We start from the raw sequence: 20,259 nt of genomic DNA, 5'->3' as shown, positions 1-20,259 counted from the left end.
GCGCTCCAAATTTTCCATGCCAAGTTTTCTTTGTCTGCTAAATTCCGCGCGGGTTCACATTCGTGCGATTCATTTTCATCGAGGCGGAAACGGCGGTCTTTACGGCGGCGGGAATTAGGGAAGTTGATTGATAAATTTGCGCAGACACAAATTTCGCGCAAACCGCGTCAGCGCTGAATCTCAATCAGCATTTTTTTTGAAATTTCAGCTGCCACCGCCTCTGCAGCAGATGCTAGCGCAGCGTCTGGCCGATGAATGTATCGAGAGGTTACTCCGCGACCTTTGTGACCGAGTAGTCCGGCAATTGTGGAATCCGAATACCCCAATCCTGAAGCGACCGATGCGAATGTGTGACGGAGGACATGACATGTCACGCCTACCAGCGCTGCGGATGCGAAGAGGCGCGGGACTTCTTTGTTCAGTCCTTGGTAGTTTGAAATCCCCTTGGCGCCAGGGAACACGAAGGGAGACGACTCAACGACGGCTTGCTTGCTAATTAAGTCCGAGGCCGGACTCCCGATGGCCCGCAAACTGTATCCCGATTTCGTATCAGAGAGTCGGAGGCAATGCTGGTCGAGGTCAAACTCGGACCAAACGAGTTTGGTGATCTCGCTTGATCGGCAGCCAGTCAGGCAGAGTAGCTCGATAATTACCAGGGCATAAGGATGAAAGGCTTTGTCGGCTTGGTCTTTGCCTTTTCGGAGTTGGGCTCCCAGCGCAGCTAGTTCGTCATCGTTGAGGAAGCGCTGTTTTGCCTCGCTGCGGAACCGTCGGACGCCATGGACTGGGTTCTTGTCAATGATGGCTTCGTCGACGGCCCACGTCATTATTCCGGACAAAAGGTCGGCCACCCGGGCTGCGGTGGCGGCTCCGCCTGTAACCCTTGCTCGACCTCTTGCCTTTGTTTTGACGTCAATTGCCGACTTGCCCAGGGCAACGTCTTGGATCAGGCGCTTAACGACCTTGGCGTCGACCTCAGTGACTGCTGTAGTGCCGATCAGCGGCTTGATGTGTCGCTCGATGCGGCCGATATCAATTTGCAGGGTAGAGCCTTTCTTGGGCCTATTGAACCTTGTCAGAATGGCACCCGCGTTTGCCACTTCCATATACCGGTCGCAAAGGTCCGAAACCGAAAGTACAGGCGTTGCGTCTTTGGCATCGCGTTTGGCTTGGCCAGGATCGACTCCGGATGCGACCTGACCAAAAAGCCTTTTGGCCTCTTGGCGCGCCTGGTCGACAGTCCACGGAGATCCAAACCGTCCGATCGTATACCACCGCTGGCGGCCGTCGATCGCGTATTTGATCACGAACACCGCATCGCGCCGCTGTTTACGAACACCGAAACCGACAACGCTTCCCTTTCCCGAGTCCCAGAGGACGGAGTTCCCGGGCAGTGTGTCTACATCCGTCTTCGTGATGGCCATGATTGCCCCCCTAGCTACAAACTAGCAACTAGTATCGCGGGAAATAGCGGGGGCCACAAGGTAGCGCGGCATGAAATAACTGAATGAAAACAGTATCACAGGGGAGGCGGAGGGAGCGTAGAGTAACCAGTCCTCTTCGTTTACACCGAAGATGTCGGCGGTTCGAGCCCGTCATCGCCCACCAGCCTGCCGGACAAGCTGAAGCAGAATGCGGCGACGGCCCTTGCTGGGGCCGTCACCTTATTGCGCGCCGGGTTCAGGCACGGCTACTGCCTGACGTAGCAGCGCTTGTGAGCGCCAGGAGCGGGGTCATCGCCAAAGGCGTCGTTGCCGCATCTGACGCCGTTCCTGAAAACATCCTGCGTGTACTGGCCGCGTGCGCCGTATCTGACCATCGCGCGGCCGCTGAAATCGCAGAACTCACCCTCCCTGGCGCAGGCGACCCATTCGCCACGGTAGGGGCGTGAGCCGTAATCGTCGTCCCCGTAGTCGTCGTCATCGCCATAGCCGCCACCGCGCGCCACGAAATAACAGGCCTTTTCGCGGCCGGGAGCAGGGTCGCCAAAAAGGCGATTCGAGCAGGGCACGGACCGACGGTCGAAAAACCGAGCGGTGGTTCGGCCCCGGGCGCCGTAGACCACTTGGGTGGGGTAGGGCAAGCGGCATATGCCGCCTTCATTGGCGCATCGCCGCAGTTGCTGCGCCGAGGCAGTGGCGGGGAAAAGGGCGGACGCCACGGCGACCAGCCCGGCCAGACATATGAAGGCCAGCATCGTTCGGATCGAGACGTGAAAAGCTTTTGACACGAATTGTCTCCCGGTTTGGTTGCACGCCGGCATCCTACCGCAGGCCGAATAAATGCGCGATGAATGCCTGCTCGGGAGGATGTTCCTATCTCGATGCGTGAGCACACGGCGCGGGGGCCGCCGTCTTGCTCAATATTTGATGATTCGCCGCTCGATCAGGACGACGAGGCAAAACAACGCGATCGACAGCGACGACGACAGCACGATCGCCGCATAAAGCCGATCGGACTGATAGTTGAAGGTCGCCTGGATGATCAGCGCGCCGAGCCCTTTGTCCGAGCCGATCCACTCGCCGACGATGGCGCCGATCACGGCGGTGGCCGACGCGATCCTCAGCGAAGAGAACAGCATCGGCAGGGCACGGGGCAGACGCAGGCTCCAGAAAATCTCCGAGTGTGTCGCTGACAGCACGCGGAACAGCTCGTGCTCGTTGTCGCTCGCCGAATCGAGGCCGCGGATCATGTTCACCAGTGTCGGGAAGAAGCAGATTACCGCGGCAATCACGATCTTCGGCGTCATGCCGAGTCCGAAGATCAGGATGATGATCGGCGACAGCGCCAGGATCGGAATGGTGTTGAAGAAGAGCACGATCGGGAAATAGGCGGCTTGCAGGACGCGGCTGTGGACGAAGAGCACGGCGAGCAGCACGGCGGCGAGATTGCCGATGACGAAGCCGGCCAGCGCCTCGATCAGCGTCGGCCTCAGATTGTCGATGAGGAGCGCAAAATTCTTTTGGAACACGCCGAAGATCGCTGTCGGCGTCGGCACGATATAGGCCGGCACGCCGAGCAACGGCAAAAGATATTGCCAGGCAAGCAGGATCGAAGCCGCGCCCAGGATGGGAAGCGCGACCGTCATTTGCGGGGAGAGCGGCGCCTGTCTCACGATGCGCGCTCCAGCGCAACGCGCAGGTCCGCCATGGCGGCGACAATCGCCGGATCCTCGCGCTTGCAGCGGTTGCCCTCCTGCTTGAAGGGCCGCATGTCGAGGTCCTTGACCACGCGCCCAGGATTGGCGGCCAGCACGATGACGCGCTCACCAAGATAGGCGGCTTCGGCAATCGAATGGGTGACAAAAAGGATAGTTGTGCCGCTGCGCCGCCAAAGGGACAGCAGTTCGTCGTTCAACCGGTCGCGCGTGATCTCGTCGAGCGCGCCGAAGGGTTCGTCCATCAAAAGCAATTTGGGCTCGCCGAGCAAGGCACGCGCGATTGCCACGCGCTGGCGCTGGCCGCCGGAGAGCTGATGCGGCAAGCGCTCACTGAGGCCGCCGAGCCCCATCAATTCCAGCAGTTCCGTGCTGCGATCCTCGATCTTGCGCGTCAGGCTGCCCTGACCGACGCCGAGCGGCAGGCGCACATTGTCGCGCACCGTGCGCCAGGGAAGGAGGGTCGAATCCTGGAACACGAAGCCGACATCGCGGCGCGAGCGCACCGTATGCGGCGTTTCGCCCAGCACGCTGATCGAGCCGCCAAGCGGGTCGAGCAGGTCGGCCACCACTCTGAGCAAGGTCGACTTGCCGCAGCCGGACGGCCCCAGGATCGACAGGAAGGAACCGGCCGCGACGGTGAGGTCAAGGCCGGCGAGCACTTTGACGGCTGTCTGCCGGCCGCCATAGCCGACATCCAGCTGTCGCGCTTCGATCGCGTCCGGCATCACGCGGCGGGCGCGTCGAGCTTGGGCCGGTCGGCGGCCGAGAGTTCGAGTATCTTGGTGGTGTAGACATCGGCGGTCGCCGGGCGGCCGTTCGGATATTGGCCAACCTTGTCGAGCAGCGCCAATTGCTCCTCGATCGAGGCCGGGTCGAACGTGCCCCAGCCATCCTTGGCGGTTGCGCCGTCGAAGGAGAGTTTCAGCACCAGGTTGACGGTCTTTTCCTCCCAGCCGAGATCCATTTCGGGATAAGCGGCGACCATCTTCTTGACCGCCTCCTGCGGATTGGCGTGGACCCAGCCCCAGCCTTTGCCGACGGCGCCGATGAACTTCGCCAGCGTCTCAGGATCCTTTTCGATTGCCGCGTCGGTCGCGAAATAGACATCGGCGTAGGAGCTCAGCCCGAGGTCACGCGTCAAGAGGTCGATGCGGTCGTCGCCGACGACGCTGAGCGCCTGCGTGTTGGTAATCCAGCCGCCGATCGCGTCGACATCGCCGCGAACCAGCGGCGCCTTGTCGAAGCCGACATTGACGATGGTCACCTCCGACGGATCGATGCCGTTCTTGGCCAGGATCTCGTCGATGACGAAGCGCGCCGTCGGCTGGATGCCGATCTTCTTGCCCTTGAGATCGGCGACGCCGCGAATCGGTTTTGCGGGCTTGGACGTCAATGCATAAGGACCGGTGCGGAAGCCGCAGGCGATGATCTTGATCGGCACGCCGCTGGCGCGGGCCGAATAGAGCTGCGGCGTTTCCGAAAACTGGCCAAGCTGCGCGGCGCCCGAGACCACCGGCGGCACGGTCGACGCATTCGGACCGCCGGGGCTGAACTCGACCTCGAGCCCGGCGTCCTTGAAGTAGCCATTGGCGACGGCCGCGATATCGCCGATCTGTCCGTTGGACATCAGCCAGTCATACTGGATGACGACCTTGCCGGCGGCCTTGGCGCCGGGCGTCAGCACCAGCTGCATGCCGGCAGATATGGCCGCCACGGCAGCCATGCCGCCTTTCACGAAAGCGCGGCGATTCAATTCGAAGTCCCTGTTCCCACTCATTTTTCGCTCCTGTTGCAGACTTTTCTCGTCTCTTCTCCAGGCGCCGTTCCCTTCGGCTCGGCGTCGTCTACGGCTGTTCGTCGTGGTAGTCGCCAGGGCCGCCGTCGAGCCAGGCGTAAAGCTCCCAAAGCGTGTCGTCCGGGTCCGTGAAATAGGCGCAGCGCGCGTTCCAGACGTAGTTTTCGGGCGGGCCGTAGAAGGGCACGCCCTTGGCGCTAAGTTCGCCATACAGCCGGTCGATATCGGCCGGCGTGTCGAGCTGCACGGCGACGCAGACCTTGTGCGCGTGGCGCGGCGATCTCAGGTTGGACACGCTGGTATGCCGGTTGATGTGGTCGAGCTCCCAAGCGGCGAGCGTCACGCCCTCGGCATGGAAATCGGCAAAGCCTTCGGCGCGGCGGCGCAGGCGGAAGCCGAGCTTTCCAACGTAGAAGTCGACCGTCCTTTCGATGTTTTCGACCAGAAGGCAGACATCGGAGATGCGGGTAATGCTCGCCGGCATGGCTATTTCGCTCCGTTGGCTTTCGAAAGCGGCAGCTTGACGCCGACGCGGTTGGCGGCGCCAACGATATGCGCCCGCATCGCCGCTTCCGCCGCCGCCGGATCGCCCGCCACCAGAGCCTCATAGATACGCACATGCTCGCCGACATTGATCTCGACGAGATCGTGCAGCGGATTGGTCATGCGCGCGTAGTGGATCGAGTGGCGGATCTGCTCGCAGACGAACGAGATGAAGGTGTGGATGTAGCTGTTGCCGGTGGCGCGCGCGATCTCGCGGTGGAAGAGCAGATCGGCGTCGATGCTGCCTTCTTCCCAACGCTCCTCGCCGCCCATGCGGTCGAGCGCAGCCTTGATCGAATCGAGATGGCCCTGATTGCGTCGCGCCGCGGCAAGGGCTGCCGATTCGGCCTCGAGGATGCAGCGCAGCTCGAACAGCCGCTCCATGTTGTGCGTGTCCTTGAGCGCCTCGCGGTCGATGCGGATCGCCGCCCGCTGCTCGGGGGCCAGCACGAAAGCGCCGATGCCTTGCCGGGCCTCGATCATGCCGTCGGCCCTGAGCTGGGCGATCGCCTCACGCACCACGTTGCGGCTGACGCCGAATTTTTCGGACAGTTCCTGCTCGGTCGGCAGGCGCGCGCCGGGGTTCAACTCGCCGGATTCGATCTCGCGGCTGAGGAAGGCGGCGACCCGGTGCGGCAATGTCTCGACGGTGCCGATGGCGGCCAGTCTCTGCTTCATGGAAAAGTCTCCGTCGCGGGTAACAGACAGCCGGGATTCATCACGCCCTTGGGGTCGAGGGCGTTCTTCAGCGCCGCGACCATGCGGCGATGCGTCGGCGATAGTCCGGCCCAGAACTCCTTGCGGCGGCTGCGGCCGATGCCGTGTTCCGCGCTGATCGAGCCGCCGAGGCCGGCGGCGATTTCATAGAGCCCGGCGATAACCTCGGCGCCACGTGCACGAGTCTCGGCCTCGGCAAGGTCGGCCGGCGGCAGCACGTTGAAATGGACGTTGCCGTCGCCGGCGTGGCCGTAGGCGAGGGGAATCCAGCCGGGATGATCGTTTGCGACGAAGCGGCGGGCCTGCTCGATCAGGGCCGGGATGTCGGAAATCTTCACCGACAGGTCGGTGCGCACATGATAGCCGCGCTTGGCCTGGCCTTCGACCAGGCCTTCGCGGATCGCCCAAAATCTCCTGGCCTGCGCGGCGCTCGCGGCGAGAACCGCGTCGGTCACCAGGCCGCTCTCCACCGCATCGCCGAGGAACCCGGCCAGCAGGCCGTTGAGATCGATGGCGGCGCTGGACGACAATTCGATCAGCACCTGGACGGGTGCCGGGACCGGCGCTCTCGTTGTGGGGTCGACCAGCCGGGCAAGCTCGATGCATTCGGCGCCGATAATCTCGAAAGCGGAGATCAGGTCCGAACAGTCGCGGCGTGCCCGGTTGAAGAGCGTGACGGCCGCTTCGAACGAGGCCAGGCCGAGATAGGCGGTCTCCGTCTTGGCCGGCTTCGGAAACAGCTTGACCTCGACACCGGTGATGATGCCCAGCGTGCCTTCCGAGCCGATGAAAAGCTGCTTCAAATCATAGCCGCTGTTGTTCTTGCGCAGGCCGGAGAAGCCGTTCCACAGCTCGCCATCCGCCAGCACCACTTCGAGGCCCAGGATCAGGTCGCGCGCCATGCCGTAGCGCAGCACGTTGACGCCGCCGGCGTTGGTGGCCGCATTGCCGCCGATCTGGCAGCTGCCTTGCGCGCCGAGCGCCAGCGGGAAGAGGCAATCCCGCGCTTCGCAGGCGTCCTTGATCGTCTGCAGCACGCAGCCTGCATCAGCACGCAGCGTGAAATTATCCGCATCGATCTGCCGGATGGCGTTCAGCCGCTCCAGGCTTAAGACAACCAGGCCGCCGCCTTTGCTGTCGATCGCGCCTGAGACCAGGCCGGTGTTGCCGCCCTGTGGAACGACGCCGAGTCCGAGCTCATTGCACAGGCGCATCAGCGCCTGCACCTCGGCTACCGAACCAGGTCGCAGCACGGCAAGAGCGTCACCCTGATAGTCGCCCGCCCAGTCGCCCAGATATTTCGCCATTCCAGCCGGCTCGACGGCAATGCCGTTTCGGCCGACGGCACCTTCCATGGCGCTGAGGATTTCCGGCGAGAGGCGATGAACGGTCATGAAGGTTCATGTCTGGATATCGGGTGATACATATCATCCTACAACTTGCTTCGAGTCAATCGCTCCCCGTTCGGCTAGGCCCTGCCCATGCATCGTCCTGGCCGATTGTCGCCGGTCAAAACCACCGCAATGGTGGACGACAGGGCTTCGTCCCGACCAGATCGATCCCGATGAGGAGAAAAGATGATTGAACTGCCTTTTGCCCGCGAAGAGTACCAGCAGCGGCTCGCAAGAATCCGCGCCGAGATGGCAAAGGGCGGCATCGAGCTCCTGATCGTCAACGACGTCGCCAACCAGCACTACATCACCGGTTATGACGGCTGGTCGTTCTACACGCCGCAGGTCGTGCTTGTTCCCATCGAGGATGCCGAGCCGGTCTGGATCGGCCGCGCCATGGATGCGGCGGGCGGCTTGCTGACGGCCTGGATGAAGCCGGAAAACGTCGTCGGCTTCCCGGAGGACCATGTTCAGCGCGCCGATCGTCATCCCATGGACTGGATCGCGGCCTGGATTGTCGCCAAGGGATGGGGAAGCCGCAACATCGGCATCGAGCTCGAAGCCTATTATTTCTCGCCGAAGGCCCATGCACGGCTCATCGCCGGGCTGCCCAATGCAAAATGGCACGATGCCGATCTGCTCGTGAACTGGATCCGCGCGGTGAAGTCGGCGCCGGAAATCGCCTATCTGCGCAACGCATCGAGGCTGGCCGAAGCGGCGGTCGCGCGGGCCTACGAAGTCATCGCGCCGGGCGTGCGCGAGTGCGACGCGATTGCTTCCATCCAGGCGGCGCAGATCGCCGGCAGCCAGGATTTCGCTGGCGACATTACGGCGCTGCCGCCGACGATCCTCGGCGGCGAAAACGCGTCCGCACCGCACATCATGTGGAGCGACAGGCGGTTCGGGAAGGACGAAACGATCGCGCTCGAGCTTGCCGGCGTCTGCCGCCGCTACGCCGCCGGGCTCGCCAGGACCATGCAGCTCGGCAGGATGCCGACCCGCGTCGCAGACACGGCAAAGGCGGTGATCGAGGGCATGGATGCGGTGCTCGAAACCGCACGTCCGGGAACGACCGCTGAGGCGGTCGAAGCTGCATGGCGCAAGGTCATAGAGCGCCACGGGCTGAAGAAGGAATCGCGTATCGGCTATTCCATCGGCGTCGCCTATCCGCCGGATTGGGGCGAGCATACGATCAGCCTGAGACCGGGCGACAAGACGGTGCTCCAGCCCGGCAATGTCGTTCATTCCATCCTGGGCATGTGGATGGACGGCTGGGGCATCGAGATCAGCGAAACCATTCTGGTGACCGATGCCGGCAACGAGACGCTGACGAGATTCCCGCGGGATATCCATGTCAAAGCCTGACTGGCCGGCGCGAGCCGCGGCCGATATCGATGCCGGGATTGTCGATCGGATGATCGAGATCGGGCACGGCGCCGGTTTGGATCAGCCGGTCAAAGGTACTGCGCGACCTTCTTGCCAACGGTGAGGAAGCGCAGCGGGTCGACCGCTTCGCCATCGTGGCGCACTTCATAGTGCAGGTGCGGACCCGTCGAGCGGCCGCTGCTGCCGGTCTTGCCGATGACGTCGCCGGCGGCGAGCTTCTGGCCGACACTCACATCGATCTCGCTCAGATGTCCGTAGCGTGTGGCAAAGCCGTTGCCGTGGTCGACCTCGACCATGCGGCCGTAGCCGCCGGCCCAGCCGGCTCTTGTGACGACGCCGGCGGCGGTGACCTTGGCCGGCATGCCGATCGGCGCCCTGAAATCCATTCCCGTATGCAGGGCGGCGCTGCCCAGGATCGGATCGGTGCGCACGCCGAAGGGGCTGGTCACCGTGCGACCCGGGGCGGGATTGGCGAGCGGCAGCTTGCGCGCCTCTTTCTTGACCTGGTCGAGCGCATCGAGCGCCTCGTCCAACTCCTTGACCTTGCTGTCGAAACCCGTGGAGGGATCAAGCGGAACCAGCGGGCCGCCGACATCGCTCTTGTTCAGTTCGCCGTCGACCGGCAGGCCAGCCGCTTCCAGTGCCTGCGCTATGGCATCGGCATTCTTGTAGGCATTGTCGGCAAGCGTGGCGATGCGCGAAAGCTGCTGGCCCTCGATGGCCTTCAACGAGGCATTGATCGAGACGAACAGCTTGTCGGCGCGATCGGCCGCCGTTTCGCCGTCAAGCGGATCGGACCGTGTCGACCAGAGCGAGAAGGACCTTGTATCGCCGGCGTCCAAGGATGCGACGGAATAGGTCGGCTCCTGCGAAAGGCTGCCGGTGACCTCGGCGTGCTCGTCGGGCTTGGGTGCCGTTGAGCCCGTCGCGGGCATGTCGCCGACCTCGTTCTCGGCGCGCTCGAGGATCGGCCCAAGCCGTCCGTGCCGCTCGCTGAGCTGGGTCTGCCTGGCCAGCAGCTCGCTGACCTTGGTCTCCATCAGCTGCTGATCGAGAAGCTGGCGGCTGGTGATGCGGTCGACCTGGGCACGAAGGGCCGAGATGCGGTCCTCATAGGCCTGCTGCATGCGCGCCTGCCTTGCCGTCGTGGCGCCGATCAGGTCGTCGCGCAGCACCAGATAGGAAGTCGCGAGCAGATAGCCGATGGCGATCGCCGCCAGAGCCGAGCCGATGAAGGCCGCGACCCAGGGGCGGATGGTGAAATGCCTGATCTCGTCGCCCCGGGCGATGATGACCGTGTGCGGTTCCTTACGCCTGCCGAAGACAGCTGACTGACCGGTTGGTTTCACGGGGACCAAGCTTTCGTTACGGACCAACGACAAGCCTGATTACACATTATTAGGGTTAACAAAGGCTTGCCGTGTCGACCGCGCGGCGCCGGATGCACGCAGTGCGGGCACGAGGTTGCACGAAAATCTTTAGGACGCGGTCGCCATGTCGCGTTGGCGATGAGCACCAAAGTTCTGCCAGGAGCAGCCTGGAGCTCGCAGAGCAAGGCTCGGGTTTCTTAACTGTCTTCGATTGCGTTTAGTTGACGTTTTTAGAGTAAAGGCGTGTTGGTATTTGGGATTCAACGTGGCGGTGGGAATGCTGGGCGATCTGGTTGGCAAGATCCTCGACAAGATTTCGGGCACCAGTCTGCTGGCGACCGGGCTTTTGCTGCTGACTGCCTTTGTCAGCGCGCTTGTGGCCTATTGGCGCGCGGTCGAGGAGAAGAGCTGGAAGGAGTTTTTCGAGTTCGCCATCCCGCGTGAGGTCATCACCCATCCTTCCGCGAAGGCCGACCTGCTGTTCTGGATCACGAAGAAGGCCCTGATGCCTTTCCTGATGCTCCCCGCCGGAATCGTCTTCGTCACGGTGGTGGGGTACGGGACCAACTGGCTGTTTTCGACACTGTTCCACTTCCAGCCGCCTCTGACCGAGGGGCCGGCAGGGCCGGTGACGGTTCTGATCTTCACCGTCAGCATGCTCCTCGCCTACGACATTTCCTATTACCTCTATCATGTCGCCCAGCATCGCTATCCGCTGCTTTGGGAACTGCACAAGGTGCATCACTCGGCCGAGGTGATGGTCGGGATCACCAAGGACCGGGTCCATCCGCTCGACGAGTTGATGAACCGAGCTTGGGACGGCATCGTCGTGGGGCTCTGCTTCGGCATCTGGTCGCTGATTTCGCTGAACCTTGTCGAACTGACCGTTTTTGGCGTCAACGTCTATGTCATGCGTAACATCCTGATGATGGATTTCGTCAGGCACACGCATTTCAAGATCTCGTTCGGCCCGCTCAACAATTTGATCCTGTGTCCTCACTGGCATCAGTTGCATCACAGCGTCGATCCGCGCCACTACGACAAGAACTTCGGGCTGCTCTTCTCGTTCTGGGACCGGCTCTTCGGAACATTGTGTGTGCCGAGGCCTGACGAGGACTTCAAGTTCGGACTGGTCGATCGCGATGTGCGCGACTATCAGTCGCTCGCAGGCCTTTACCTCATGCCGCTGAGGCGGATGTGGGGACATATCGCCAGGCGCATCCGGCCCGGAAAGCCACGGTCACGCACCTCGCGAGCCTCGGAGGGGACACGGCCATGAATGCTCCTGTTGTTCTCGCAATCCCGCGGACACGCACCTTCGAAGTCGTGACAACGGCGGCGCGCCTTGCCGAGATCGCACCGGCCTGGAGCGCGCTCTGGCAGCGGGCTGGCGGGCTTGTCTTCCAGCACCCGGATTGGATCGCGGCCTGGTGGCGCACCACCCCGCAGCAGGAGCGGCGCGCGCTCAGGATTGGGCTTGCCTGGAACGGCGACCGGCTCGATGGCGTGATAGCACTTGCGACCTTCAGGCGTTCCGGCATCCGCGTACTCGAATGGGCGGCGAAGGATCACAGTGACTATGGCGACGCGCTGGTTGCACCTGACAGCGACCCGCGGGCGATCTTCCGCCTCTGGCAGTATGTTTTTGACCAGGGTGGCTTCGACCTGATCTATCTCAACCGACTGCTACCGGATGCCGGTGTTCATGCCCTGCTGGAACCGGCTCATGGCAAGGCGCTTCGGCCCAACCACCGCACTGAACTTAGCTATCGTGTTGCTGGCTCCTGGCAGGGTGGCGCGGAATGGTTCGAGACATTGTCCAAGAAGGGCCGGCAGAATTATCGTCGCGGCCGCAAGTTCATGGAAGAAAGCGGTGCATTGCGTTTCCGGCTGCTGGATGCGGAGGACCCGCGCGAACCGGTGCTCGAGCGCGTCGCGACGCTGAAGCGCCTCTGGCTCGCTCGCCATGGTCGTGCCTCGGATCTGTTCGACAAGGGCTCGCCGGTTCTCGCCGCGCTTATTTCGGTGCTGGCCGACCTCGGGCTGTTGCGCATCTTCGTGCTGGAGCTTGACGACACGATCGTCGCCGTCTCGATCAATTTCGAGCAGCACGGCACGATGATGGCTTTCGTCACCACCTATGATCCCGAATACGAGCGCGCCTCGCCGGGTATGGTACTGATGATGGACTATATCCAATGGTCGTTCGACCGCGGCCTTGCCACGATTGATTTTCTCTGCGGCGGCGAGGATTTCAAGCGGCGCTTTGCCACGCAATCAGTCACGCTGTCGTCCATGATGGGCGCGCGCGGCTTGCGTGGCCATCTTGCCGCGCTGGCCGATCAGGTGAGCCATCGTTCGAAATCCTGGAGGACGCGGCGGCAGCCGAAGCCTGAGGCATCTGACGAGTAACGACCATAATTGTCGATTGCTTTGGCGGGCTTTGGCGACGCTCAGAGCGCGCGAACGGCTTCCAGCACGGCCTCGGCATGGCCCTTGACGCGAACCTTGCGCCAGATACGGGCGATCCGCCCGTCCTTCCCGATCAGGAAGGTGGCGCGCTCGACACCCATATATTTGCGCCCATACATCGTCTTTTCGACCCACAAACGGTAGGCCTCGATCACTTTGCGCTCCTCGTCAGCGATGAGATCGACCGTGAGATCGTGCTTCGCCTTGAATTTGTCGTGTTTCTTCGCGCTATCAGGCGACAGCCCGATCACCACGGCACCGGCCTTCTCGAACTCCGGCTTCAACTGCGAGAAGCTGATGGCCTCGGCGGTGCAGCTTGTGGTGTCGTCTTGCGGATAGAAGTAAAGTACAACTGGCTTGCCCAGGAACGCCGCGAGGCTGAGAGAGCCGCCGCCGTCACGCGGAAGATCGAATTGCGGCGCTGCGTCGCCCACCTCGAGGTCAGCCATATCGATGCCCTTGTTTGCGGTTACGCGCGGGAAATCATCGATATAACGTGAGGCGGGGATTCGTCCACGACGAGTTCGTCACAACGGAATATTGCTTGGATCAGGAAGAACCGCAGCACGAGAAGATCAGGTTCAGGCGTGACGAGATCACCGACCTGGCGAGGCTTCCGTCCGCGTGCAGCGTGCCGCCGCGCGGCCGGGCAGCCGTGCGGCGGCGTTTCCGCGTCCTCGGCCGGGTGTTTGCCGGGTTTTGCGCGCTCATGCTTCTGGCGGCGGCGGGTGTCTATGTCCTCGGCGCCTCCGGCATCGGCACGGAGCGCCTGCGGACTGAGGCGGAGACAGCCATCGAGAAGCTGGCCGGCATCGATGTCAACGTCGCCGTCGGCCCGGCTCGGCTGACGCTCGACGGGTCGAGCTTCGTCGCCCTGCAGGTGAACGATGTCAGCCTGAAGACGGCCGACGGCAAGCCGATGGCCGATATCGGACGCGTACGTTTCGGCATGCGCCTTCTGCCGCTGCTTTCGGGCGACGTCCGGCTGACGAGCGCCAGATTTTCCGATGCCCATATCGTGGTGGGGGCCATGCCCTCCGGAGGCAGCGACTGGACGGCGGCGCTGCGCAACGCGGATGGCCTTATCGACCCGGAGAAAGTGTCGGCGGCGGTGTTTTCAGGCGTCAACGGCGCGCTTGATGCCGTGCGCGAGGACTCGATGCGACAGATCGATCTGCGCAATGTCGAGTTCAAGCTGCCGGACGCCGGACCGGTCAAGCGCGTGACCATCGCCTCGGCGACCGTCGCGCAGACAGGCGCGGGACGCATGCAGGTTTCCTACGATGCCGATGTCGATGGCCGGCACGCGACTTTGACCGCCTCGGCGACGCGCGATGCGACGGCAAGGCGCATTTCGTCGCTGGACGCCAATCTCGAGATAGAAGGCGCCCCCGGCAAGGGCAGTTCGACCGAGGCCGCCCCGGCCGATGGCGCCAAGCTGGGTTCGATCGCATTGAAGCTTTCGGGCTCGGAAGCGTCGGGCGACAACCCGTCGCGCCTCGCGGCTTCGCTCTCCCTCAACGGTTCGGTGCTCGACCTGGACGAGCGCGGGCTGCTGCCGACCGATGTCGATGCCGATGCCACGCTGGTCGCCGGTTCGAACAAGATCTCGGTCGACCGGCTGCTGATCAGGAGCAGCCGCTCTAGCTTCAACTTTGCCGGATCGATCGGGCCGAAGCCGGCAACTGCGGGGGAGGAGCCCGCCTACCGCTATGATCTCACCAGCGACGGCTCGACGCTGGCGCCTTCGGAATCGCCGGAACCGGCGCTTCAGTTCCTGGCCCGTATCGCCGGGGTCTACCAACCGAAGAGCCGCAAGCTCATTGCCGAGCAGATCGGCGTGCGCTCGGGCGGACCGGGCGAGGTACTGGGCGCGGCCACCGTCGCCTTCATCGACAACGGCCCGCCAGGGGTATCGCTGTCGCTCAACGTGCACGACATGCCGGTCTCGCATGTCAAGCAATTGTGGCCGTGGTTCTCGGCCCGCAACGCGCGGCTCTGGGTGCTAGGCAACCTGTTCGGCGGCACGGTGACCGACGCCAATCTGCAGTTCCAGGTCGCGCCGGGGCGCCTCGGCAACGGCGTGCCGCTTACCGGTGACGAAGTGTTCGGCCGTTTCCAGATCGAAGGATCGCGCTTCGATACCGCCGGGCGCATCCCGCCGGTCCGCGACGCCGTCGGCGCGGTTGCGTTCCATGGCAACGATGTCGATATCGCGCTCTCCTCGGGCAGCGTCTATATGCCGAGCGGCCGCACCGTGGCGGCAAGCGGCGGCACGCTGACGGTCAAGAATGCAAACCGACCGATTGTCATCGGGGGGCTCGACATCGACGTGGCGGGCGAGGCGCCGGCGATCGCCGAGCTGGCCTCCTATGAGCCGATCAATGCCATGCGCCATGTCGGACTGGCACCGGAAGACCTGTCAGGCACCGTCACCGGCCATGTCAGGGCGGACATTCCGCTGACCAAGGGAATGGACACCTCGAAGCTCGATTGGCTGGTTTCGCTCGACTGCCGGGACCTGTCGCTGGCGAAGCCTTTCGAGGACCAGACCGTGACCGAGGCCGATGGCTCGATCACCGTCGGGCCAAAGCAGGCGGTGATTTCCGCCGAGGCCAAGCTCAACGGCATTCCGGCCGAGCTCGATCTCGTCGAGCCGCTCGCCGACGACGGGCCGGCGCGAAGCCGCAAGGTTACGCTGGTCCTCGACGACAAGACGCGCAACGCCAGCATGCCTGGACTGTCGGCCCTGCTTTCGGGAACCATCAAGGTGGCGATCGACAAGAGCGGCGAGGGCGCCCAGCAGGTTTCGGCGGACCTGACCAATGCCAGGCTCGACATTCCGTGGGCAGGCTGGAGCAAGGGCGCCGGCATTCCCGCCAAGGTCGCTTTCGACATGGCGAAGTCCGGCAGCACCACCACATTGACCGATTTCGCTCTCGACGGAAAAAGCTTCTCGATCGACGGCAATGTGACGTTGGTCAACGGCTCGCTGTCCGCGGCCCGCTTCAGCAAAGTCGCGTTGAACAGAGGCGACGACATCGCCGTTTCGGTCAAGCGTTCCGGCAAGAGCTACGCTGTCGATGTCAGCGGCGCGTCGCTCGACGCCCGCTCGCTGATCAAGCAGTTCACCTCGGATGTCGATACAGCCACGAAGGGCGCCGGCAGCGACGCGATCTCGGTGAGCGCCGATGTGGCATCGCTGACCGGTTTTCATGACGAGGTGCTTTCCAATCTCAAGCTCGAATACAGTGCCGCCGGATCGCGGGTGAATGGGCTAAACGTCACCGCCGCGGCAAGCTCGGGCGCCGCGATCGCGATCAACAACACCACCAGCGAAGGCGGCCGCGTACTCAGGGTGAAGTCTGCCGATGCCGGCGCGATCCTGCGTTTCCTCAATGTCTACGAGCATATGGAAGGCGGCGCGATCACGCTGTCGCTCTCAGGCGCCGGCGACGGGCCGATGAAGGGACAGGTGGATGCCCGCAACTTCTATGTGGTCAACGAGCCCAAGCTGGCCTCGATCGTGTCGACGACGCCGGCTGGCGATACACGCAGCCTGAACCAGGCCGTCAAAAGCAACATCGACACGTCCAGGGTGCAGTTCGAGCGCGGCTTTGCCGAGATCGACAAGGGTTCCGGCTATCTGAAACTGGCGAACGGCCTGCTGCGCGGCCCGCGCATCGGCACGACCTTCCAGGGAACGCTCTACGATCCGAACAACAACATGGACATGACCGGCACCTTCATGCCGGTCTACGGGCTCAACCGCATTTTCGGCGAACTGCCGCTGTTCGGGCCGTTGCTGGGCAACGGACGCGACCGCGGACTGATCGGCGTCACCTACCGGCTGCGCGGCAACGCCAACAAGCCGACGCTCAACATCAATCCGCTATCGGTGGTGGCGCCGGGCATATTCCGCTCGATCTTCGAGTATCGCTAGTCCGCTTTGCGCACAAAAAAGACCATTCCGTCGATCTCCACTTTGTGAGCATTCGCGACTGGGTCAAGCTCAGTCCACGGGACGAACCTATTTTCCTTCAGTGGTTTGCCGTTGATTTGCACGCCGCCCTTTGAAATTTTATCAAGGATTTCCTTCCTTGATGAGAACTGGCCAGTTGCAAAGATGATCTCCGCAGCTGATCTGCTTCTTAGGAACTGATTGTTTCTCCCAGTTCCTATTTCCATTATCCTCGCAGGTTCTTCCTCTGAACCCTTTAGTAAGCGATGCGTCTTTTTCCCAACCGACAACTTAAGAAGGTTCGCCTCGCCAAAATCAGCTGATGTTATAATCGTTCGCTCATCGTTGAGCGGCTGATCGTTTACACGCACACCTCGGCCTTTCACGAGCTGTCGGGCTTCGCTATTTGAGGTGGCAAGGCCAGCCTCAACAAGCATAGCTAGAATGCCCATTCGCTCTTTTGCACCTTCGTCGATCTCGACGCTAGGTAAGGTGTCAGCAAGCGCGCCTTCCTCAAACGTTTTGCGTGCGGTCTCTTCCGCTTGTTCTGCCGCTGGCCGGCCATGCAAGAGCATGCAGACCTCAGTAGCCAGAATCTTCTTGGCCTCGTTTATCTCAGATCCGCCGAGCTGCTCGAGTCGCCTAATCTCATCCAAAGGCAGGGTCGTGTAGAGCTTCAGGAAGCGCCCGACATCGGCGTCCTCGGTGTTGCGCCAGTACTGCCAGAATTCGTAAGGCGAGAGCATGTCGCCATCGAGCCAGACCGCGCCCGAGGCGGACTTGCCCATCTTGGCGCCGGAGGAGGTGGTGAGCAGCGGCGTGGTCATGGCGAAGAGCTGCACGCCCTCCATGCGGTGGCCGAGATCGATGCCGTTGACGATATTGCCCCACTGGTCCGAACCGCCCATCTGCAGCCGGCATCCGACGCGTTTGTAGAGCTCGACGAAGTCGTAGGCCTGCAGGATCATGTAGTTGAATTCGAGGAAGGACAGCGACTGCTCGCGGTCGAGTCTCAGCTTCACGCTATCGAAGGCAAGCATGCGGTTGACAGAGAAATGCCGGCCGACATCGCGCAGGAAGTTGACGTAGTTGATCTGCATCAGCCAGTCGGCGTTGTTGACCATGACCGCGTCGCCCGGGCCGCTGCCGAATTTCAGGTAAGGTGCGAAATTGCGGCGGATGCCGACGAGATTGTTGTCGATGTCCTGCGGGGTGAGCAGCTTGCGCGCCTCGTCCTTGAAGGACGGGTCGCCGATCATCGAGGTGCCGCCGCCCATCAGCGCGATCGGCCGGTGGCCGGTCTGCTGCAGCCAATGCAGCATCATGATCTGGATCAGCGACCCGGCGTGAAGGCTCTTGGCGGTGGCGTCGAAGCCGATATAGGCGCTCACCGTTTCCTTGGCGAAGAGCTGGTCGAGGGCGGATTCATCCGAAATCTGATGGATGAAGCCGCGCTCGCTCATGATGCGCAGGAAATCGGATTTGAAGGCGGACATTTTTTCTTCCTGGAGGTCGCCGGGCGCTTGGCCATGCTTGATATGAAGGCGCGCGTTTAGCATCCAAGCGCGATCAGCAAAAGTGGTTTCCGGTTTTGCGTCCGATCGCGCTTCAACCAACAAACACGCGATCAGCAAAAGTGGTTTCCGGTTTTGCTTGGAATCGCACGCGGCGCGGCGCGTCCTTGCTTCGCCCTTTTTGCTGGCGTAATGAAGCGCCGCGCAAAGACACGGCGCCATGCACCGCGACGGGGCCATCCCGCAGTTTCAGATCGGAAAAGCTCCCGCGATGAACAGGAACACCCTCTTCCTTTTTCTGTTCAGCATCGTGATGACCGTCAGCGGGCTTGCCAGCCTGCCGCCGGTGGACCGCGATGAATCCCGCTTCGTCCAGTCGACGAAGCAGATGGTCGAGACCGGCGATTATGTCGATATCCGCCTGCAGGATGTCACGCGCTACAAGAAGCCGATCGGCATCTACTGGCTGCAGTCAGCCGCCGTGGCGTTGAGCGGCGAGGGGGCCGGGGCGCCGATCTGGGTCTATCGCCTGGTCTCGATGCTGGGCATCGCGCTCGCTGTCGTCGGCATCGGCTGGACTGGGACAAAACTCTTCGGCGCCAATGCCGGGCTGGCCGCCGGCCTGATGATGGCGGCGATCTTCGCCACCGCCTTCGAGGGGCGCGACGCCAAGACCGATGCCATGCTTCTCGCCTGCTGCGTGATAGCGCAAGGCGCGCTGGCGCAGGTCTATTGGGCAGCCAAGCGCAACGATCCGGTTCCCGGGCATCTGCCGTGGATCTTCTGGATCGCGCAAGGCTTCGGCATCCTCATCAAGGGCCCGGTTTCACCGCTTTTGTCGCTGCTGACCGCCGCTGCACTCTTTGCCTTCGACCGCGACTGGCGCTGGCTCCTCAAGATGAAGCTGGTGCGCGGCGTCCTGATCGTGCTGGCGATCGTGCTGCCGTGGCTGATCCTCATCACCTGGAAGAGCGGCGGGGCCTTCTTCCAGGAAGCGGTCGGCAAGGACATGCTGAACAAGGTGGCGCAAGGCGAGGAATCGCACGGCCTGCCGCCCGGCTTCTATATGCTGACTTATTCGCTGTTCATGTGGCCCTTCGGGCTGATCGCGGTCGGCGCCGGGCTCCAGGCTATCAACCGGTTTTGGGAGGATCCGCGGCTGCGCTTCTGCCTGGCCTGGTACATCCCGTTCTGGCTGGTGTTCGAGGCGATCCCGACCAAGCTGCCGCATTATGTGATGCCGGCCTATCCGGGCATGGCGCTTCTGGTCGGCTGGCTGCTCACCTTGCCGGCGGACGAGGCCAACGCGCCACTGAAGCGCTGGCAGACATGGCTGTGGTGGGCGACGGCTTTCGGCCTTGCCGTGGTGGCGATCGGCCTTGCCGTGGTCTGCGTCGGCGCGCCGCTTTACCTCGCCAAGACCTTCTCCTGGTGGAGCATACCGGCGGCGATCGCCGCTCTGGTCACCGGCTATCTTGCCTTCCCCAGGCAGTTGCAGGTGCCGCTGCCGCGGATCGCGGCCATCGCCGTCGGCGCCGGCATCACCTTCAGCTTGCTGTTCGGCGTGATCGCGCCGTCGCTGAAACCGATCTGGCTGAGCCCCGCCGTCAAGGCCGCTGTCGACGCCAACCGCCCTTGCGACACCACGGTGCTTGCCTCGGCGAAGTTCCAGGAGCCAAGCCTGGTCTTCCTGGTCGGCACCAAGACCGTGCTGACCGACATCGAGGGCGTGGGGCAACATCTGCTCGCCGATCCATCCTGCGCGCTTGGGCTGGCGCCGATCAAGGACGAGCAGAAGCTTACCGACGTGCTGACCGCTCAGGGCAAGTCGGCAACGCGACTGACCGAGATCGACGGCATCAACTATTCGTCGGGAGACAAGCTGTCGCTCGGGCTTTACCGGGTGGCGCCGTGATGAATAGCGTCGGGCATCGAATGTCCCTATAAGCG

General features: G+C 62.8%; 15 protein-coding genes and 1 pseudogene. 5 read left to right on the top strand and 11 right to left on the bottom strand.

The window, feature by feature from the left end; translation table 11 throughout:
- Window positions 1-167: 167 nt before the first annotated feature.
- The 8 genes from LB515_RS02340 to LB515_RS02305 all read right to left on the bottom strand — a co-directional run bounded on the left by LB515_RS02340 (window position 168) and on the right by LB515_RS02305 (window position 7,609).
- Entirely contained in the window at window positions 168-1,424 is a 1,257-nt protein-coding gene (locus tag LB515_RS02340) for a tyrosine-type recombinase/integrase (protein ID WP_224706616.1), read from the bottom strand.
- A gap of 266 nt (window positions 1,425-1,690) precedes the next feature.
- Entirely contained in the window at window positions 1,691-2,230 is a 540-nt protein-coding gene (locus LB515_RS02335; RefSeq protein ID WP_224706615.1) for a hypothetical protein, read from the bottom strand.
- A gap of 129 nt (window positions 2,231-2,359) precedes the next feature.
- A complete protein-coding gene (locus LB515_RS02330) occupies window positions 2,360-3,115 on the bottom strand; it encodes an ABC transporter permease (protein ID WP_224543806.1) in 756 nt (251 codons plus the stop codon).
- On the bottom strand, window positions 3,112-3,885 hold the full coding sequence (locus LB515_RS02325; RefSeq protein ID WP_224706614.1) for an ABC transporter ATP-binding protein: 774 nt from the start codon (window positions 3,883-3,885) through the stop codon (window positions 3,112-3,114). Before LB515_RS02325 ends, LB515_RS02330 begins: the two co-directional genes overlap by 4 nt.
- On the bottom strand, window positions 3,885-4,937 hold the full coding sequence (locus tag LB515_RS02320; protein ID WP_224706613.1) for an ABC transporter substrate-binding protein: 1,053 nt from the start codon (window positions 4,935-4,937) through the stop codon (window positions 3,885-3,887). Before LB515_RS02320 ends, LB515_RS02325 begins: the two co-directional genes overlap by 1 nt.
- A gap of 67 nt (window positions 4,938-5,004) precedes the next feature.
- On the bottom strand, window positions 5,005-5,439 hold the full coding sequence (locus LB515_RS02315) for a VOC family protein (RefSeq protein ID WP_224706612.1): 435 nt from the start codon (window positions 5,437-5,439) through the stop codon (window positions 5,005-5,007).
- 2 nt (window positions 5,440-5,441) lie between these two features.
- Window positions 5,442-6,176, bottom strand: coding sequence for a FadR/GntR family transcriptional regulator (locus LB515_RS02310; RefSeq protein ID WP_140840225.1), 735 nt, complete (start codon window positions 6,174-6,176; stop codon window positions 5,442-5,444).
- Complete coding sequence (locus LB515_RS02305; protein WP_224706611.1) at window positions 6,173-7,609, bottom strand: FAD-binding oxidoreductase; 1,437 nt, start codon at window positions 7,607-7,609, stop codon at window positions 6,173-6,175. Before LB515_RS02305 ends, LB515_RS02310 begins: the two co-directional genes overlap by 4 nt.
- 183 nt (window positions 7,610-7,792) lie before the next feature.
- Between LB515_RS02305 and LB515_RS02300 the strand changes: the two genes are divergently transcribed.
- Window positions 7,793-8,971 (top strand): M24 family metallopeptidase, encoded by a 1,179-nt coding sequence (locus tag LB515_RS02300; protein WP_224706610.1) that lies wholly within the window; start codon window positions 7,793-7,795, stop codon window positions 8,969-8,971.
- Window positions 8,972-9,060: 89 nt separating this feature from the next.
- Here the strand turns inward: LB515_RS02300 and LB515_RS02295 are convergent, their stop codons facing one another.
- Window positions 9,061-10,341 (bottom strand): M23 family metallopeptidase, encoded by a 1,281-nt coding sequence (locus LB515_RS02295; RefSeq protein WP_224706609.1) that lies wholly within the window; start codon window positions 10,339-10,341, stop codon window positions 9,061-9,063.
- 298 nt (window positions 10,342-10,639) lie between these two features.
- On the opposite strand from LB515_RS02295, the gene LB515_RS02290 reads away from it, so the two are divergent.
- Together LB515_RS02290 and LB515_RS02285 are read left to right on the top strand one after the other, a co-directional pair.
- Window positions 10,640-11,641: a sterol desaturase family protein gene (locus LB515_RS02290; RefSeq protein WP_224706608.1), complete on the top strand. Its 1,002-nt coding sequence runs from the start codon at window positions 10,640-10,642 to the stop codon at window positions 11,639-11,641.
- Entirely contained in the window at window positions 11,638-12,774 is a 1,137-nt protein-coding gene (locus LB515_RS02285) for a GNAT family N-acetyltransferase (protein WP_224706607.1), read from the top strand. Before LB515_RS02290 ends, LB515_RS02285 begins: the two co-directional genes overlap by 4 nt.
- A gap of 41 nt (window positions 12,775-12,815) precedes the next feature.
- Here LB515_RS02285 and LB515_RS02280 read toward each other — a convergent pair whose 3' ends face one another.
- Entirely contained in the window at window positions 12,816-13,283 is a 468-nt protein-coding gene (locus LB515_RS02280) for a peroxiredoxin (RefSeq protein ID WP_140840217.1), read from the bottom strand.
- A gap of 95 nt (window positions 13,284-13,378) precedes the next feature.
- On the opposite strand from LB515_RS02280, the gene LB515_RS02275 reads away from it, so the two are divergent.
- Window positions 13,379-16,777 carry a DUF3971 domain-containing protein gene (locus LB515_RS02275; RefSeq protein WP_224706606.1) on the top strand — a complete coding sequence of 1,133 codons (3,399 nt, stop codon included), beginning with the start codon at window positions 13,379-13,381 and terminating at the stop codon, window positions 16,775-16,777.
- 272 nt (window positions 16,778-17,049) lie between these two features.
- Here the strand turns inward: LB515_RS02275 and tyrS are convergent.
- A pseudogene (gene tyrS / locus LB515_RS02270) lies at window positions 17,050-18,291 on the bottom strand (tyrosine--tRNA ligase); the annotation flags it as partial.
- Window positions 18,292-18,580: 289 nt separating this feature from the next.
- Here tyrS and LB515_RS02265 point away from each other — a divergent pair.
- On the top strand, window positions 18,581-20,224 hold the full coding sequence (locus LB515_RS02265; RefSeq protein ID WP_224706605.1) for an ArnT family glycosyltransferase: 1,644 nt from the start codon (window positions 18,581-18,583) through the stop codon (window positions 20,222-20,224).
- Window positions 20,225-20,259: the final 35 nt, after the last annotated feature.

Source organism: Mesorhizobium sp. CA15 (assembly GCF_020165215.1).
In the GTDB taxonomy this organism is placed as follows: Bacteria; Pseudomonadota; Alphaproteobacteria; order Rhizobiales; family Rhizobiaceae; genus Mesorhizobium.
The sequence above is the reverse complement of the archived record's forward strand: the minus strand, read 5'-3'. Positions and strand labels throughout refer to the sequence as shown.